This window comes from Paraburkholderia sp. BR14312 (assembly GCF_040948675.1).
GTDB lineage: Bacteria > Pseudomonadota > Gammaproteobacteria > Burkholderiales > Burkholderiaceae > Paraburkholderia > Paraburkholderia nodosa_A.
Genome location: NZ_JBFPKI010000035.1, coordinates 1 through 17,019 on the forward strand (window position 1 = coordinate 1; position 17,019 = coordinate 17,019).

Sequence of the window (17,019 nt, forward strand, 5' to 3'; positions counted from 1 at the left end):
GTTCGGCCGGGGCAGAGGTGATCGAAATCGGTAGTCCGGCCGAACATATCACGATGGCCGACCACGATATGGCGCTTCCTTCGGCTGTCTATGATCCCGCCCACGATTTCAACGGTCAGCGCTTTGTTCGGCATGTCGCAAAGAACGGCACGTGGAGTCCGTGGAAATCGCCGGGTTTCGTCGTAACGGACACGGGTATCGGTGCGGCAACGAACGGCCTCGCGGGCGTGCGCGTGGTGCGCCCGCAAGGCGAGGGCAAGGTCGTTTCGCGCATGCACGATACGGAGTTCTGCTTTTTCTTCGTGCTCGCAGGAACTCTCGATGTCGTGCAAGGCGACGACCAATGGCATCTTCGAGCAGACGACAGCATTGCGATCCCCGGCATGCTTCCCTATGCGTTCAAGCACTGCAGCGCCGATTTGGAACTGCTCGAAGTGACCTTGCCAGCCGACTTCTCACTCGCGTGAGCAGTCGCTCGTGTTCGCGCACGAGATCGTCGCCTTAGTTCGAGCGCGTGATTCCCGTCGCGCTCGATGTGACCGGGGGGAGGGTGTGGCCACGCTGCGCGTTCCGCCCCGGGTCTCGCGTTGCCTGTCAACAATGTGCGAACCGCCTGCGGTCGTTTATCGCGGTGCAGAACACTGACGATGCGCGGGCCGAAATGGAAGTCAATTACTTTGGCGTTGCGACACCAAACGCTTTCACTGCGCCGCACGCGTTCATGACCGACATGCTCGCCGCGACGGTGTCCCCTTCGCGCACCTTGGCGTTATTGCGGAGCGTGCTCGATACGAGCGGCCGACCGTCTCTGGCATCCGGACGGCGAGGAAGATGGCACCGTCATGCCGCGCCTCGTCGAGGTGTACGGCCAGCAGAAAGCCGAGTGCATGATGCATCGGCTGCGCAACCTGAACGTCTATCCGAGCCTCTTTTTCATGGATCAGATCAGCTCTCAGTTGCGCATCGTACGTCCAGTCGCCTGGAACAAGACGGAAGTCATCAGCCAGTGCATCGGCATAAAAGGCGAATCGGATCAGGATCGCGAAAACCGCATTCGTCAGTTCGAAGATTTTTTCAATGTCTCGGGAATGGGCACGCCCGACGATCTCGTGGAATTCCGTGAGCAGCAGCGGGGCTTCCAGGCGCGCCTCGAGCGCTGGAGCGACATCTCGCGCGGCTACCACAAGTGGGTGTCGGGTGAAACGGCGAGTACGCGCTTGCTCGGCATTGCACCTGTGCTCTGCGGCACGGAGCTGACGCAGGAGGGGCTTTACGTCAATCAGCATGGCGCCTGGCAGGCATTTCTCATGAGGGGCCTCGCACAACAATCGAACGTCGGGAAGGAGGCCTGAATCATGGCTGTCACGCAAACGCTGCAGCAATCGGTCGACCAATTTCTGTATCGCAAGGCCGAGCTTTGCGATGCGCAGAGTTGGGACGAGTACCTCGAGCTCTTCGACGAAAACAGCACATTTCACGTGCCTCAATGGGGCTCCGAGCACGTGTACACGACCGACCCGAAGCGCAGCATGTCGCTGATCTACTACGCGAACCGAACGGGGCTCAAGGACCGTGTGTTTCGGCTGCGCACTGGCAAGTCTGTGGCCTCCACGCCGCTGCCACGTACACTGCATCAGATCACCAACGTGCGTATCGCCGAATGTGAACACGGGGAACTGGAAGTGAAGGCCAACTGGGCGACCTTTTACGCGCGGCACGGCGTGGCTGAACACTTCTTCGGGCGTGCTACCTACCAGCTGCAGCCTGCGGGCGGTAGCTGGAAGATCGCACGCAAGCACGTGCTGCTGCTGAACGACACGATCAACGCCGTGCTCGACTTCTATCATCTGTAGGCGGGAGTGCGCACAATGAGCCATAAAATCGCGTTCAGTTTTGCCGACTGCAAAACTGTGTTCTTCGACGTCCGTTAAGGCGAAATCCTCCTCGACGCCGCCCTCCGCAGCGGCGTGAACATTCCGCTAGACTGCCGCGAAGGTGTGTGCGGGACCTGCCAGGGACGCTGCGAGTCGGGCAGCTACACGCAGGATTATGTCGATGAAGAAGCACTGTCTCCGGACGATCTGGCTGCGCGTAAGATCTTGTCCTGTCAGACGCGCTTGCAGTCCGACGCCTCGTTCTACTTCGACTTCGATTCGAGCCTATGCGGCGCGGGGGGGAAAGCGGTTGCTCACGGGCCAGGTTTCTGGCATCAGGCAGGTATCCGAAACGACGGCGATCCTGGATCTGGACGCAGGCGCTCACGCGGGACGCCTTGATTTTCTGCCGGGGCAGTACGCCCGCCTGAAGGTGCCGGGCACGGACGTGTGGCGTTCATATTCGTTCGCCAGCCGGCCCGGCGACGACAACCAGTTGCAATTCCTGATTCGTCTGCTGCCCGACGGCGCGATGAGCAACTACATGCGTGAGCGCTGCACGCCGGGGCAGACGATTGATTTCGAGGCGCCGCTCGGCACGTTCTATCTTCGGCAGGTGGAGCGGCCGCTCGTGATGGTAGCAGGTGGAACTGGCCTGTCCGCATTTCTCGGTGTGCTCGACGGCCTCGCTCACAAGGTAATTGCGACCAGAAGGTGCATCTCTACTATGGTGTGACGAACGCGCGCGACCTGTGCGAACTCGATCGTTTGGCCTCTTACGCGCAACGCATCGCAAACTTCGCGTGCGACATCGTGGTGACGAATCCTTCTGACGGGTGGCAGGGAAGGACTGGCCTCATTCCGGAGCATTTCGACCGCGGGATGATCGAATCAAACCCCTTCGACATATACGTGTGCGGTCCGCCTCCGATGGTGGACGCTATCAGGGCATGGCTTGCGCGCGAAGGCGTAGGCGACCACCGACTCTACTACGAGAAATTCGCGGATAGCAACGGCGCGCAGCAGGTCCCTTGAGGTGGCGGCGCAGCACCCATTCAGGGTCTTTTTGTATTCTTTTCCGCGCCCGGGGTGGTTTACTATCGAGTGACCATCAGCCCTCAGTGACACGCCATGTACGCGCCTGCTCTCAACGACAGCCAAGGTATTGACGCGCTGCGTCACGACCTCGAAGGCGCGCAGGAATGGATGGCGTCGATCTGCGGACCGCATCGGTTGCAGGTACGGAGCCCGAAGAAACTGCAGTTCCACCATTCGGGCACGGTGTTGCGGTCGATGGCGAGCTCGTTGGGGTACGTGGAATACGGCACCGATGTCACCGTTTCCATACATAACGAGGCGCCGCTCAACTGCTATAGCCTGAGTCTGCCGCTTACCGGGCAGCAGGAACTGGCCGCGCATGGTCGTTTGTGGCTATCGGACCGGGACAACGGCCTCGTGTTGTCGCCGCATGAGAGGCAGGACCTTACGATCATGGGAAACTGCCGGAAGATCATCGTTGCGATCCCGAGCCAGGCCCTGCGTCAGGTGCTTGAAGATCTTCTGCGACGGCCGGTTGGTGTCCCGTTGACGTTCGAGCCGCAGATGAATGCCGCCGACGGCGATCAGGCAGCCTGGTGGCGCATGGTCAAGTTTCTGCTGAACGAGATGGGCCACGCCGCGCCGTTGCTCAATCATGAGCAGATGGTCGGAAATCTCGAGGAAGCGTTGATCAAGGGGCTGTTGCTCTGTCAGTCGCACAACTACTCGCAGGCGCTCGCGGGGGCCATGGGCCCCTCATGTCCGCACTATCTGTTGCGAGCGAAGCAGTTCATCCACGACAACGCCCGTGAGGACATTGCGCTCGAAGACATCGAGCGCGCGGCCGGTGTGTCGCGCTACAAGCTGTTTGGTGGCTTTCGGCAACACTTCGGGCATGCGCCCATGGCATATCTGAAGTGGCATCGGCTCGAAGCAGTGCGGCGTGAGATTCTTTCCGACTGCTCCGAGCGTAACGTTTCTTCCATTGCGATGAGCTGGGGGTTTTCGCATCTCGGACGCTTTTCCAACGACTACAAGGCGCGTTTCGGCGAAACACCGTCGCAAACACTCAAGCGGGTGACAAGACGCTAAGTGAATATTAATTGCGTGTAGATTGCCAACTGTGATGACTGAGAGACAGTAGAGACGTCGCTCCGAGGTATACAGCGCCGTGGACCGCTCTGGCGTCATCCAGTACTGCTGGCTCGAGGAATTCGAAAATCATCATTGCGATTAATGAGGACGAGGACAAGGACGAGGAAGCGTCAATTTTTTGGTAGCAGTCGTCGGCCTTTTCGTGCATGTGTGGACCCGCCGCCTTTTGCAAGCTTCTTTTTCGTGATGCCGAAACGGTCTGCATGCATGTATCCGGCTTGCCAGATGGGCGGTTGCCGAAGCACGCCCGCAGCCTTGATGAGATCCGCGCAGCCCGTCCTTAGCAACATCGCGGCTTGCCACGAGTGGCAGCCGGCACGAAAAACAGGCTTCAGGATGCTGGTTCAACCTATTTCGTCATCGCTTTGAGAAGCTTCGCAAACCTGGGTGGGGGCTCCTTACCGGCGGCTTTGGGAGGTTATGTTGCCGCGCTTCTCGTCATATAAGTCGCTTCGCTACTGAGCAGCGCCTGGATGATCCGCGCATTCCTGTTGGCCAGGGCGACCTCTGCGCAGTTATGGCCCGCGTCGAGCCATCAGCTCTTGAAGCCAGATGATCAATTTTTTTCCGTGCATAGCGCGGAACAGCCCGAGCACCGTGAATGAGCAAGATCGGCAGGTATGTGTCGCCGCGTCGGCTGATGCCGTGCAGGCGAGGCTTGCCGCCAGACGAATACTGTCGAGGCACGAGGCCGAGCCAGGCGGACAGATGCCGGCCGTTGCGAAACTGCCTGGCATCCCCGACCGCGGCGACAACGGCCGTCGCGGTAGCGGGCCAATACCAGGGATCTTGGCGATCTACCTGCAGAGCGCGGATTTCTTCATGAACGTCTGGGTGGATGCCTCGATGAGATGAACACGTTCCTGGCGCGCATGTGCTGCAGGAGTTCGGTGAGCAGCGTCTGGCAAAAGGAAGTCAGTTCGTCTGCGCTCGTACGTAGTAGTTCCGGTATCGCGCGCCTGAAGGCTTCCGGTGAGCGCGAAATGGCCAGCCCGCGCTCGCCGAGCAGGCCACGTATCTGGTTGATCAGCGCAGTACGGTGACGCAGCAGGATTGCGCGCATGCGGTACGCCGCCTGGATGTCCTGTTGCTCAACCGATTTGATCGTCACGAAGCGCATGGTGGGCCGGCTGGCAGCCTCGACGATCGCCTCCGCATCGTTGCGGTCGCTCTTGTTCGTCTTGACGAACGGTGCGACATATTGCGGGCTGATCAGCCTGACTTCGATACCGATCGACTGGAAACACCTCCCCCAGTGGTGGGCCGTGCTGCATGCTTCCATGACGACCAACTTCGGGTTCAAGGCGCGTACGGCTTCGAAGAACGAGCTGCGCGAGACCTTCGACCGATGCACAACACGACGGCGACGATCAGCGCCATGGAGCTGGAAGATCTGTTTCGCTAGATCAATGCCGAGAACGTCGATTTCCATGGTGAACCTCCGCACGTCTGGGTGAGTGCGTTAGTGTCTCCCGGTGGGAGGCGCCGGGTCCATCGCGGTAAAATTTGGCGGTTCCTCCTAGGCGCCTTTAGCGGCACAACTCAGCCGGCGATCCAGACGATTATCGGCGGCCCTGGCGGCGACCTGCGGTGACCGCCTGCGAATGGCGCTATTCCCCTCGAAGCGAGAGGCGCTTGACGACTGCGGATTCGGCCCTTCGAGACACGTCCCAACGTGCGGCCGCTAACATGTGTTTAGCGGCCACCGCGCGTGGCGAGCTGTCAGCGTGCCGGCAATTGCCGTCGCGCAATCTCAGCAAAGTATCGCGATCCGACTGACAGTATGTCGTCGTTGAAATCGTAGGTAGCGTTGTGCAGAGGAACGCCGCCGTTTTGGGGCTCCGTTCCGTTGCCGATGAAGATGAAATTTCCCGGTACAACCTGCAGAAACGCACCGAAGTCCTCCGAGATCATCATAGGCTGAACGTTGGCGTCCACATTCTCCGCGCCAACGACATGCGAAGCGGCTGAAACCGCTACATCAACAAGCTCTGGTGTATTCACGGTCGGGACGAACTCATGCGTGTACTGGAAGTCGCACTCGGCTCTGTGTGTACGGCAGATGCCCTGACTGACTTCCCTCATCCGGATCATCAGCAGCTTCTGCACTTCTGGGGCGTAGCTGCGCGTGTCGCCTTTGATGATGACATTCGAAGGAATGACGTTTCTAAGACCGTCCGTAACTATCTCAGTACACGAGATGACTGCGGACAGGCTTGGGTCCAAATTGCGCGAAATAATCGTCTGGAGACCGAGCACAATTTGCGAGGCAATGACAATGGGGTCGACGCCCATATGAGGCCGTGCTGCGTGCGTGCCTCTTGCCTTGATGTGAATGACGAAGTTGTCTTCGCTGGCCATAATGCCGTTCGGACGTGTTGCGAAGCTGCCTGCGGGCATCCCGGGCATGTTGTGCGCGCCGAAAATGGCGTCGACAGGAAACCGTTCGAACAACCCGTCTTGCATCATCGCTTTCGCGCCACGTCCGTGTTCTTCGGCGGGCTGGAAAATGAAGCGAACCATGCCGTCAAAGTCTTTTCGCTCCGCGAGAAGTTGCGCTGCGCCGAGAATCATCGCCATGTGTCCGTCGTGACCGCATGCGTGCATTTTCCCCGGAATACACGATGCGTAAGGTCTGCCGGGCGCATTCTCGGTGATGTTTAGCGCATCCATTTCGGCGCGAAGGCCGATAACCCGTTTCCCGTTGCCAATCTTCAAGTTGGCGACCATCCCGGTTCCGCCAATGTTGCGATGAACCTCGAGGCCGAGTGTCTTCAGAACACTGGCAACGTAGTCCGATGTCTGTACTTCTTCGAAGGCTGTTTCGGGATTCTTGTGGAACTGATGTCGCCAGTTCTTCAGGCGCTCTTGTAGGGACATTTCCATGGTGCGGTCCTCGATTTGAGGCGGTGATTGGATGTCAGTGCTCGAGCGATTTTTGCCACTCGCTCTGGCGCGCAAGAACGGCTTCCGCCGACTCGCCAACGAGGTCTCGATACACTGCGGGCGCCGTGGCACCCTCGGTATTGATGGCCAGCACGTGTGAGTCGGGTCCAAGTCCTACCTGCTGGGCAAGGGACGGGTTTTGCATGAGCACGCTTAGGCCCGCGAATCCCGCGGCACCGGACTCTCCAACCACTAAAGGAGCGTCACGGTCGCTGCCAGCGGCAAGTGAACGCATTGCTGCCACCGCGTCATCGTCACTGATGGTCATGAAATGGTCGACGCACCGCTCGAGAATTTTCCAGGCCAAGGGGGATGTCTCTCCGCAGGCGAGGCCGGCCATGACCGAATCAACGGAGCCAGTCGCTTTCGTGGCGTAGCCTGCGATGGCGCTTTGATAAAGACAGTCTGCCTGCTGAGGCTCGACGACAACGAATCGGGGCCGCCGCGCTTCGGCGTGCTCCCAGAGATAACTCGCGACGCCTGCTGCGAGACCACCGACGCCTCCTTGCAGGAATACGTGGGTGATTGGTTGCGAAAGGGTGGAACTGCCGAGCTGCCGTATTGTTTCAGCGGCAATCACGCCATATCCCTGCATCACATCCCGAGGAATCGCTTCGTAGCCTTCGTAGGACGTGTCTGAGACAACGTGCCAACCATTTTGGGCCGCCAGTGCTGCCGCATGCTCAACCGATTCATCGTAGCTGCCCGCGATGCGAATAATCTTCGCGCCGTACAAAGCGATGGCCTGCTCCCGTTCTACGCTGACGTTGGCGTGAAGGACGATGACACACCGACAACCGATGTCGCGTGCGGCGGCTGCCAATGACTTTCCGTGATTACCATCGGTGGCGCTGATAACAGTCAGGTTCGAAAACATCCCGGCATATTGCCCGCGAAGAAGGCCGGCCGGATTCAGGCTATGAGTGTGCCAGTGCCGAAGAATCAACCGCACGAGTGCGATGGGCGCGCCTAACGCTTTGAAGCTGCCAAGCGGCGAGCGGAAGCCTTCGTCCTTCAGGCTGATACGTGCGACGCCCAATGCTGCCGCGGCGTCCGGGAGGTCCCAGAGCGGCGTCGCTGAACGAGAGATCTGGTCCCAATCGGCTAGCCAGGCGCCGCTTTCGTCTGCTGCCCGAATGTTCAGAATGCTTTTGAGTTCATCTGGGTACGGCCCTTTGGACGCGCGGGAATTTGCAGTCAACATTGTGAAGAGCTCCAGGGAGGCATCCGATGTGCCGTATTTCTATTGCGAAAGTCCAAGTGCTGGCTCGGAGGAACAGCAGGAATAATATTGCAATGCTTTGTTTATTTGGGATCTAAAACTCGGCACAAATCGAGAAAATTTCTCGCATGGGGTGCTGCAGGCATTATGGCACCGCCGCACCCAACTGCGCGTTCGGGTTAGCGGACTACCGACTTGTCGTTCCAGACGTTGTTGTCAAACTGCCGTACCGTGATTGCACCGTTGCGGATGTCACCTGCTTCGTCGAACTGAATGGGGCCCGTCACCCCGTCAACCTTCACCGACCGCAATTGCGCCAGGTAAACTTTCGGGTCGGTAGAGTTGGCTGCTTGCATAGCGGCTGCCATGGTCATGACTGCGTCGTATGCATAGGGAGCGTAAAGCTGAACCGGCGTCTTGAACCTTTGTTCGAACCGTTTGAAGAATGCCGGGCCTTGTGGCATCTGAGAAGGCGGTACGCCGGCGAGTGTGCAATACATATCGTTGGTCATTGATGAGCCGCCGAGGGCAATGAACTGCGGCGTGCACGCTTCGTCGCCGGCAATGAACTTGACCTTCATTCCGAGTCGACGCATTTGTTGTATAAAGGCGGCCGCCTGCGTGTCGCCACCCGTGAAAGCAACGGCATCAGGTCTGCGATTTTTGATCGTCGTGAGAACCGCCATCCAGTTGGTTGTCTTGTCGGTCCCGAATTCGCGGTCGACGACGGTACCGCCGGCGGACTGCACCGCCTTCTCAATCTGGTCAGCGAGGCCCTGGCCGTACGCTGTACGGTCGTCCACGATTGCAACCCTGGGAGCTTTCAGGTCTCGTACCAGATAAGTTCCGATGACCGAGCCTTGGCGGACATCGTTTGCGACCATTCGAAACACCGACTTGAGTCCTTGCTGGGTCAGCAATGGATTAGTAGCCGATTCGGTAATCATCGGAATTCCAGCGCCTGCGTAAATCCTCGAAGCGGGAATCGATGTGCCGGAGTTGGCATGCCCCACGACGCCGGCAACACGGTCGTCTACCAGCTTCTGTGCGACCGTCACTGCGGTCTTCGGGTCGGCGGCGTCATCTTGCGAATCTAGCTCGAAGGTGATCGAGTGGCCGGCGATTTTCAGCTTCCTGGTATTCAAGTCCTCGATTGCAAGCCGCACTCCGTTCTCGTCATCCTTTCCGATGTGTGCGAGCTCGCCAGTCAGAGGCGAAACCTGGCCAATTTTGACGGTAACGTCTGCGTCGGCCGCCGATGCAGACGCGCCAATTGAGACCGCCATCAACGTGTTGAAAAGTTGTCTGGTTTTCATGATCTTCGGTGGGAATACGAAACGGGGTGGGAGGGTGCCGAAGTCCCCAGCCGTCAGCTGCTCTAGCAGCGGTGACCGAAAGCGCTTGACATGAACAGTTTATTGCGAGTAAACCTTTATTATTTATTCTTTTGCGCCCACGTTTCGAGAAAATTTCTCATGTCGAATCTTCGTGATGTCGAGCTAGACGCTTTCGATTTGCGGATCCTCGCAATCGTGCAACGGAACAACCAGATGCCCCATCGTGAGATCGGGCATGAAGTGAACCTGTCCGTCCCGTCCGTGGCGCGAAGGCTTCAGAAGCTTAGAAGTGCTGGCGTCATTGCTGCGGACCGCAGCCTACTGAATCCCGATACGCTCGGTTCCCGGGTCACGATAATCACTCACGTTTCCGCGGAGAGTGAGGCGATAGAGTTGCTCGATGCGATGAAGGCACGGTTCGATGCCTGCGAGCAAGTCCAGCAGTGCTATTACGTGACCGGCGACGTCGACTTCATCCTGATTTTCTGCACGCGGGACATGGCGGAGTACACGGCCCTAACGCGGGCGCTGTTCTTCGCGGAGGGCAACGTTCGAAGCTTCCGTACCTTTGTCGCGATGGAGCGGGTCAAAATAACGCTCGATGTGCCACTCGGTCGGGCGAAGTAGGCCTGTCTCCCGATTGGTCAACCGACACCCGGAAGTGCACATCTCTTCTTCAAGGTGAGCCATCTACGCAACGAATAGGCCCGTCAACACGAACTGCACGAGCTTCGGCAATACGACCAACCACTTGGCACACTGAGTTGGCCGATACCCTTAGTCTTGCGTCCGTAGACGATGCTTCTGCTCCCGCGTGTACGCGATGTTCAACGCGCTATCCATGCAACCAGATTTCCAAACGCGCTTACGCAGGCGGCCGACGAAGTTTGAAAAAAGATTGATTGAAGAATTAAGTACCCCTCGCTCGGTACGTGCCGCTCAACTACACGCGAGGCGTCAACATATCCCTGTGCCATAGGCAGGACTACCTGTTACGTGAGCTACCGGAACGTGGCCTCGTTGAGTGCTCTCGCAAGCATGCGGACGTCTGCGGAATTGTCCGGCTCATTGTTGTCCGACTCATTGGCCGCCAGGCCCCCGAAAGAGCGTCGTGCGGAGCCCATGAGACTGCAGGCGTCACAGAACTCCTCCAGATCGCGGTCCATGGCTCATACCTCGCAATTCACCACGTGAAAAGAGCACGTTGACACGCCGGACGAAGTTCGACAGGAGGCATGCGGCGGTAGGCGCCAAGGCTCTGTCGCGATAAGTTCGGACAACGTTGTTCAGGTATTTGATCTGGCGGATCTTGATGGGCGCTTCCCGTTCGGCGTTGATGGCGTGCAGGGCATCCAGATTGGCGCCGCTCTTATCCATAGTGATCGTCTCCGGCTCGCCGTTCTGGTCGATGGCTTTCTCGAAATAGCGACGGGCGGCAGCCTTGTCACGATGGGCTCGAAGCAGGAAATCCACCGTCTTTCCGGCCTTGTCCCCAGCGCGATAAAGGTATTTCCACTGGCCACGCACCTTGGCGTACGTCTCGTCCACCCGCCAGCTCTTGCCGACCGGGCGCTTGCAGCGGCGGAACGCCTTTTCAAGTACCGGCAGAAGCTTGATGGCACCGCCGGTGCACGGTCGAATGATCGACCGCGATCCCGCGCTCGGCCCTCATCTCCTGAAGATTGCGCAAGCTCAGCGGGTAGGCCACGTACCAACGCACGCACACCAACATTATCTCGAGCGGATAGTGCAACCGCTGCAGCACTTTGGCTACCGCCGGACTCAGGGCTTTCATTGTCGTTCACAGCATTCGGTAAGGTCCCGCAGCATACCAGCCTCTGCTATTGCAATAGAACCGAAAGGAATAACAAATGTCCGGCGTGGCAGAAAGGATAGCCGATGCGGGACTAAAGGCGAACGTGGTCTGTCGGCTACTCTGACGAGGGTCCCGGTCGCACAAACCCCTCATTGCCAATGGCGGGACGGGAACACATGACGAAGAGATGCGAGGTGGCCTTTCGCTTTCGACAACAGCCCAACGGGGACAGGCGGGATCTCTGGCCGTTCTATCTCACACGCAGACAACGCCAGTGGCTTGCATCGGTGCGTGAGCAGTGGGAGAAAACTGCGTCGTCCAGATTGCAAACCGCGAAGTGCGAATTATCGCCGAAAATGGCGAGCTTGCGTTTTGCAGTGCATACTTCGTGGAAAGCAAAGCAATTTCGCGAAAACCAGGCCTTGCCTCCCTCCACCGTACCGAGCGGGCGCCTTGATTGTCCACAGGTTCGCTGCGACCGGGGGCAGCGCGCGGGTACGCGATTGAAGCAGGATCGTCTGCGCGGCCGGATTCGGGTTCGACTAATCGGTTGCGGCCGACACTTCGATCAAGACGACTTTGCCGTTGGCCTGATACCGGCGATGTCCGAGACGGGCAACTCGCGCGCCCGGGCACGACGGCGTGCGTGCGGGGGGGAGTGCCCGTGCGACCGTGTAGACATGGCCGCTCCGGGTTGTCGGTCGTGGAAGGGTGCATGTCGAATACGCGTCCACGATGCCACGGCTATGTCGATGAGGCCGGATGGTCCGGAAGTTTCACCTTGATTGTCGTGCCGGCTCCCGGCGAACTGATAACGTTGATCTGACCGCCCAGCATCAGAACGCGTTCTTCCATGCCCGCGAGTCCGAATGAACCCTTTTTGGCCGGCTGAACATCGAATCCTCGACCGTCGTCGCGCACTTCGAGCAGGCAGCAGTCCCCTGTCCGCTCCAGCATGATGACCACATGGGGCGCCGCTGCGTGGCGGGCGACATTGGTCAGCGCTTCCTGAACGAGGCGGAACAGCACGACAGCGCAGGGCTCGCTCACGACGATATTCTCGTCGGGCAAGTGCAGGCGGCATACCGTGCGACCGTTTCGGTTGAACTCGGCCGCGAGCCACTCGAGCCCCGCTGCAATGCCGGTGTCAAGTGCCGCAGGGCGCAGCGCCGCGATGACGCCCCTGACGACCTGCATGGTTTTGTCCACCAGCGCAATCAGCGCCTGCGTCTGCTCGACCAGTTCCGGGCGATCGTTGCCCAGTTGCATACGTAATGCCGACGCCTGCAGGCGAAGCGCGGTGAGGTGCTGTCCAAGTTCGTCGTGCATTTCACGCGCGATGTGCTTGCGCTCTTCCTCGCGAGCCATTTCGCGATGTGACGTGAGTTCCCGCAGCATCTCATAGGACTCGCGCAGGCGGCGCTCCGCCTCCTTGAGCACCGTCAGATCGATCACGAACGCGACGCCTTCCTTCCCACTGCCGTCGAATGCCGCGCGGCCGACCAGGACGGGCACACGACTGCCATCCTTCCTGAAGTATTCTTTTTCAGTCGGCTGAATGTCTCCCTGGTGCCCGATCTGCGCGAGAGCCCGTTCGCTGCTTTCGCGCCACTCCACTGGGGTCAGGTCTCGCCAGGGCAGACGACCTGAAACAATATCCTCGCGGTCATATCCCACCATGCGCAGGAATGCCTCATTGGCCTCAAGGATGTCGCCCTCTGCGTTCCACACAATGATGCCGATGATATTGGCGTCGACGAGTCGCCGGATCCGGGCCTCGCGCTCCTTCAGGTCGCGGTACAGTCGGGTATTCTCGATCGAGGTTGCCGCTTGCGACGCGAGCAGCCGCAGCACACCAATTCGCGCTGGCGAGAAGGCACGGGTGACTAGGTTGTTTTCGAGGTACAGGGCGCCGATAAGCCTGGCCTGATTCGTCAGGGGCAGACACACAATTGAGCGGGCTCGATGCTGGAGGATGTAGGCATCTGCAGCGAACGCGGACGAGCGTGTGGCATCGTCGAGAATGACGCTCTGGCCCGTTCGCAACACATGATAGAGGACCGACTCGGGTATCACGGTGGGGCTCGCGGGGTCATCGCGTAGTTGCACGCGGAGTGTGTCCCCCGCGATTTTGGCTTCCGCGACTATCCTTTGTCCGCCAGCGTCTGGAAGAATCAGCAATCCTCGCTCGGCGCCCGCCTGTTCGATCGCAGTGCGCATGACCATATCGATCAGCTTGTCCAGGACGATCTCTCCGGAAACGGCCTGCGACACCTTGATGACAGTAGCAAGGTCGAGGTGTTCAACGGGGGTGCCGATCGTGCTGCCCGGGCCGGGCGCTCGCTCTTCGTCCCCGAGAAGCGGATACAGCGCTTCAAGTTGGCGTACCTTGCCTTCGGCACCCCAGCGTTGGTAGCCCCGGCGTGCGTCCTGCAAATACACGCGGGCAATCCTGTCGAAGCCTCGCGCCGCGTAGAAGCCTGACGCGAGTTCATTGGCAAGTGCTTCGTTGTGTACGAAGCCATGTGTACGCGCCGAGCGCATGGCCTCTTCGTAGAGACGCATTGCTTCGACATCGCAGCCGTTCAGGCGAGCCAACTCGGCGCCCACCAGCGCCGCACGGGTTGCAAAATTCTCCGGACAGTTCTCTGCCCAGATCTCCAACTGCCGGTGATGTGCGGCGATCGCGTCGTGGTGCTGCTGTCGCTCCGCGGCCGGGGCACGGTCACAATGTGCGGCCCGTGCCAGTGCACCGAAGAAATGGTATTCGCTTTCCTCCAGGTGCGATGACGAACTCCACAGTAGCTGCTGCGCCATCAACGCCGCGTTGATGGCGGCCACATGGTCGCCTGCAAGGAATCGTCCCTGCAGTTTCCGGATCCAGTACCAGCACGCGGCCGTTGCGAGCGCGGGGTTTCCGGACAAATGCTGTTCCATACGAAGTTCGTTAAATTCGTCGTCGTCGAAGTGACCGAATTTCAGCGTCGAGCCCCGGAGCATCCGGATCAGCGCGAGTTGCGTAGTGATGTTATCTACGACAAGACCGAAACGCGCCTTGCTGGCGAACGCGAGGCCCTGTTCGGCTTCGCGCTCGACCTCGATCAATGGTGCACCGGCGAAAAGCAGGTCTGATACGATATGGCAGCACGTATAGGCGCCAGACGGGACGTCCCCGATCCGGCTCGCTGCTTCGAATGCGCGGCGCAGCACCTCGCTACTAACGCACACATGTTTTGTCCAGCGCACGACATAGAGGGCGAAGCAGAGATATGTCACCGCCTCGAAGCGTTTGAGCCCACGGCGCTCGACCAGATCGAAGCCAAGCTGGCCGAACTGGATTCCAGCGTGGTAATCGCCAAAGCGTGGTCCAGCAATCCGCGGGAACATGACATACGCAAAACACGACGCATCGCAGTTGCCATGCTCCAGGCTAAGGCTGATCAGCTTGCATATGGCCAGGGAAGCCAGGTTCGCGTCAAAGAACCAGGCCGGCCTCTGGAGCTTGCTCAGCACGTTGGCGGTCGCGAGAGACGGCAGGTCCTTCATCAGAGGCAGATCGATGAGCGTCCCGATCGTCCTGCCGCCGAGCCGTGACCGGATGCTTTCGTACTCCTGTTGTACGTCGCTCTCTTCCGGATGCGCTAACCAGTCGATACCAACGCGCCGGAGATGCTCGAGACAGACGTCGACTGCGTGACCACTTTGGTCGAGGGTCAGATAGACATCCATTTGCAGACACATGACCTGCGCCTGTTCGACCGTGGTCCTGGCACGGCTTGATAGCACGGCTAGTCGCTCTTGCGCGACCGATAACCGGCCGGTGAGGAATTCGCATTCGGCAAGGTTCAACTGCAGCGCAAAGACCAGATCGCGCCTGCGTTCCCAACAATCGTCCCGCATGAGGTCCGCACCGGCGCTCAGATAGGTGAGCGCCGATGCATAGGCTGTTGACGCTTTTGCCCGCTGGCCGGCGCTCAGGTTGAACCCGGCCAGCTGCTCACGCTCTTGCCGGGAGGTCACCAGCGCTGCGCCACGGTTCAGTTGTGTAACGATCTCGAAGATCGCCGCTTCACGTTTGTCAGCGGGCGTTAGCGCCGCGAGCAGGCGTCCGATACGCAGGTGGGCGCCGGCGCGCGAGCGCTCCGGGATCAATGAATACGCCGCTTCCTGTACGCGGTCGTGTGCGAACCGGTAGGCAAGTTCCAGTTGCTCGACCAGCCCTTGATCGACCGCTGGCTGCAGTAGCGCCCGGACCGCCTGCCTGGAGACCCCCAAAACCTTCGGTAACATCGCGACGGGGGCGGCGTTGCCAAGGCAGGCGAGCTGTTGCAACGCGCGCTGCGTTTCGATGGGCAAGCGTGCGAGCTTCGCGACCATCAGGTCCACTACGTTGTCGGTATATCCCTTGCTGTGAATGCTGGGCAGATCCCAGCGCCAGCAGGTCGCGTCATGGTCGAAGGTGACCAGATCGACATCAGCAAGCGTGTGCACGAACTGGATCACAAAAAACGGATTGCCGGCCGTTTTCTCATGCACGAGCGCGGCAAGCGGTGCGGCGCGTTCACGCTCGCAGCAAAGTGTTTCGGCAATCAGTTGCTCCACGTGCTCGCGGGCGAGCGGCTCAAGGGCAATTTCGTCGAGCCTTGCGCCTGTGGTCCTGACGGTTTGAAGTTTGCGCATTAGTGGATGCTCAGCATCAACTTCATTTGCGCGGTAGGCGCCGATCAGCATCAGGTATCGCTGGTCTGGGCGGATGAGGAGATCTTCCAGCAGGTCCAGCGTCGCGGCGTCGAGCCATTGCAGGTCATCGAGAAACAGGGCCAGCGGATGTTCACGTTGGGCGAAGACACCGATGAAGCGCCGGAAAACGAGCTTGAAGCGGCGTCGCTCCTCGTGAGGTTCGAGTTCCGGGACGGGTGGCGGATCGCCGATGATGAGCTTCAGTTCCGGGATCAGTTCGGTCATAAGGCGCGCATTCGGCCCTAGTGCCCCGATCAACGTGTCGCGCCAGATGGCCAGTTCCCTGTCGTGCTTGCCAAGGAGCGGTCGCACCAGCCCCTGAAAGGCTTGCACCAGTGTCGAGTAGGGTATGTCGCGTTTGTACTGGTCGAACTTGCCCGACGCGAACAGCCCCCGCGGCGGTACAAGCGCCCTGTGCAATTGGTTGACGACTGCGGACTTGCCGATGCCGGAATAGCCGGACACCAGCACCAGCCCAGGCGTGCCGCTCGTGACGACGCGCTCGAACGCAGCGACCATGGCCTCTATCGCGCGCTCGCGCCCGTAAAGCTTCTCGGGGATGCGAAGCTTGTCGGATGTGTCACGTTCACCCAGCACGAAGGCATCGATGTGGTGCTGGCGCTGCCAATCGGACAGGCACCGCCGCAGATCATGCTCGACACCGGCCGCAGTCTGATAGCGTTCCTCGGGAGTCTTGGCGAGCAGCTTCATGACAAGTTCCGAGACGACAGCCGGCACACTTGCTACCCGCGCGCCGGGCGGTACCGGGTTGCGTGCAACATGGCAATGTACCCACTCCATCGGATCGGCCGCGGTGAACGGCAGGGTCCCTGTGAGCATCTGATAGAGCGTGACTCCGAATGCGTAGAGGTCGCTGCGCGAATCGATCGA

Annotated in this window: 11 protein-coding genes and 3 pseudogenes; 8 read left to right on the plus strand and 6 right to left on the minus strand. The window is 59.6% G+C overall.

From position 1 onward, the window contains the following. The 7 genes and pseudogenes from AB3X98_RS41375 to AB3X98_RS41405 form a co-directional block, all read left to right on the plus strand. The coding region (locus tag AB3X98_RS41375) for a cupin domain-containing protein (RefSeq protein WP_368607046.1) at nucleotides 1–467 on the plus strand (467 nt) is incomplete at its 5' end. 369 nt (nucleotides 468–836) lie between these two features. After that, nucleotides 837–1,352 (plus strand): annotated as a pseudogene (locus AB3X98_RS41380) (anthranilate 1,2-dioxygenase large subunit); the annotation flags it as partial. A gap of 3 nt (nucleotides 1,353–1,355) precedes the next feature. Continuing rightward, nucleotides 1,356–1,853, plus strand: coding sequence for an anthranilate 1,2-dioxygenase small subunit (gene antB / locus AB3X98_RS41385; RefSeq protein ID WP_368607045.1), 498 nt, complete (start codon nucleotides 1,356–1,358; stop codon nucleotides 1,851–1,853). 84 nt (nucleotides 1,854–1,937) lie between these two features. Further along, entirely contained in the window at nucleotides 1,938–2,276 is a 339-nt protein-coding gene (locus tag AB3X98_RS41390) for a 2Fe-2S iron-sulfur cluster-binding protein (protein WP_368607047.1), read from the plus strand. After that, a complete protein-coding gene (locus AB3X98_RS41395) occupies nucleotides 2,185–2,610 on the plus strand; it encodes an FAD-binding oxidoreductase (RefSeq protein ID WP_368607044.1) in 426 nt (141 codons plus the stop codon). Before AB3X98_RS41390 ends, AB3X98_RS41395 begins: the two co-directional genes overlap by 92 nt. Further along, the gene (locus AB3X98_RS41400; RefSeq protein ID WP_368610445.1) at nucleotides 2,607–2,909 is read left to right on the plus strand and encodes a hypothetical protein; all 303 of its coding nucleotides are present in this window, start codon (nucleotides 2,607–2,609) and stop codon (nucleotides 2,907–2,909) included. The genes AB3X98_RS41395 and AB3X98_RS41400 overlap by 4 nt, the downstream gene beginning before the upstream one ends. Nucleotides 2,910–3,080: 171 nt before the next feature. Then, nucleotides 3,081–4,004 carry an AraC family transcriptional regulator gene (locus AB3X98_RS41405; RefSeq protein ID WP_368607042.1) on the plus strand — a complete coding sequence of 308 codons (924 nt, stop codon included), beginning with the start codon at nucleotides 3,081–3,083 and terminating at the stop codon, nucleotides 4,002–4,004. A gap of 481 nt (nucleotides 4,005–4,485) precedes the next feature. Here AB3X98_RS41405 and AB3X98_RS41410 read toward each other — a convergent pair. The 4 genes and pseudogenes from AB3X98_RS41410 to AB3X98_RS41425 form a co-directional block, all read right to left on the minus strand. Then, a pseudogene (locus AB3X98_RS41410) lies at nucleotides 4,486–5,499 on the minus strand (IS110 family transposase). A 290-nt stretch (nucleotides 5,500–5,789) separates the two neighbouring features. Beyond that, nucleotides 5,790–6,953: a M20 aminoacylase family protein gene (locus AB3X98_RS41415; protein ID WP_342925217.1), complete on the minus strand. Its 1,164-nt coding sequence runs from the start codon at nucleotides 6,951–6,953 to the stop codon at nucleotides 5,790–5,792. Nucleotides 6,954–6,987: 34 nt separating this feature from the next. Then, the gene (locus AB3X98_RS41420; protein WP_342925218.1) at nucleotides 6,988–8,217 is read right to left on the minus strand and encodes a diaminopropionate ammonia-lyase; all 1,230 of its coding nucleotides are present in this window, start codon (nucleotides 8,215–8,217) and stop codon (nucleotides 6,988–6,990) included. A gap of 197 nt (nucleotides 8,218–8,414) precedes the next feature. Next, the gene (locus AB3X98_RS41425) at nucleotides 8,415–9,551 is read right to left on the minus strand and encodes a branched-chain amino acid ABC transporter substrate-binding protein (protein WP_342950017.1); all 1,137 of its coding nucleotides are present in this window, start codon (nucleotides 9,549–9,551) and stop codon (nucleotides 8,415–8,417) included. A 159-nt stretch (nucleotides 9,552–9,710) separates the two neighbouring features. Here AB3X98_RS41425 and AB3X98_RS41430 point away from each other — a divergent pair, with 159 nt between their 5' ends. After that, entirely contained in the window at nucleotides 9,711–10,199 is a 489-nt protein-coding gene (locus AB3X98_RS41430) for an Lrp/AsnC family transcriptional regulator (RefSeq protein ID WP_368607041.1), read from the plus strand. Nucleotides 10,200–10,847: 648 nt separating this feature from the next. Here AB3X98_RS41430 and AB3X98_RS41435 read toward each other — a convergent pair. Both AB3X98_RS41435 and AB3X98_RS41440 read right to left on the minus strand, forming a co-directional pair. Continuing rightward, a pseudogene (locus tag AB3X98_RS41435) lies at nucleotides 10,848–11,367 on the minus strand (IS6 family transposase); the annotation flags it as partial. Between the two features lie 765 nt (nucleotides 11,368–12,132). Then, nucleotides 12,133–17,019 (minus strand): AAA family ATPase (locus tag AB3X98_RS41440; RefSeq protein WP_368607040.1); only part of this gene is annotated, 4,887 nt, incomplete at its 5' end.

What these genes read in the sequence shown, in the direction of transcription:
- antB (WP_368607045.1), top strand. Translation starts at nt 1,356, where the DNA reads ATGGCTGTCACGCAAACGCTGCAGCAATCGGTCGACCAATTTCTGTAT.
- AB3X98_RS41405 (WP_368607042.1), top strand. Translation starts at nt 3,081, where the DNA reads ATGGCGTCGATCTGCGGACCGCATCGGTTGCAGGTACGGAGCCCGAAG.
- AB3X98_RS41415 (WP_342925217.1), bottom strand. Translation starts at nt 6,953, where the DNA reads ATGGAAATGTCCCTACAAGAGCGCCTGAAGAACTGGCGACATCAGTTC.
- AB3X98_RS41420 (WP_342925218.1), bottom strand. Translation starts at nt 8,217, where the DNA reads ATGTTGACTGCAAATTCCCGCGCGTCCAAAGGGCCGTACCCAGATGAA.
- AB3X98_RS41425 (WP_342950017.1), bottom strand. Translation starts at nt 9,551, where the DNA reads ATGAAAACCAGACAACTTTTCAACACGTTGATGGCGGTCTCAATTGGC.
- AB3X98_RS41430 (WP_368607041.1), top strand. Translation starts at nt 9,711, where the DNA reads ATGTCGAATCTTCGTGATGTCGAGCTAGACGCTTTCGATTTGCGGATC.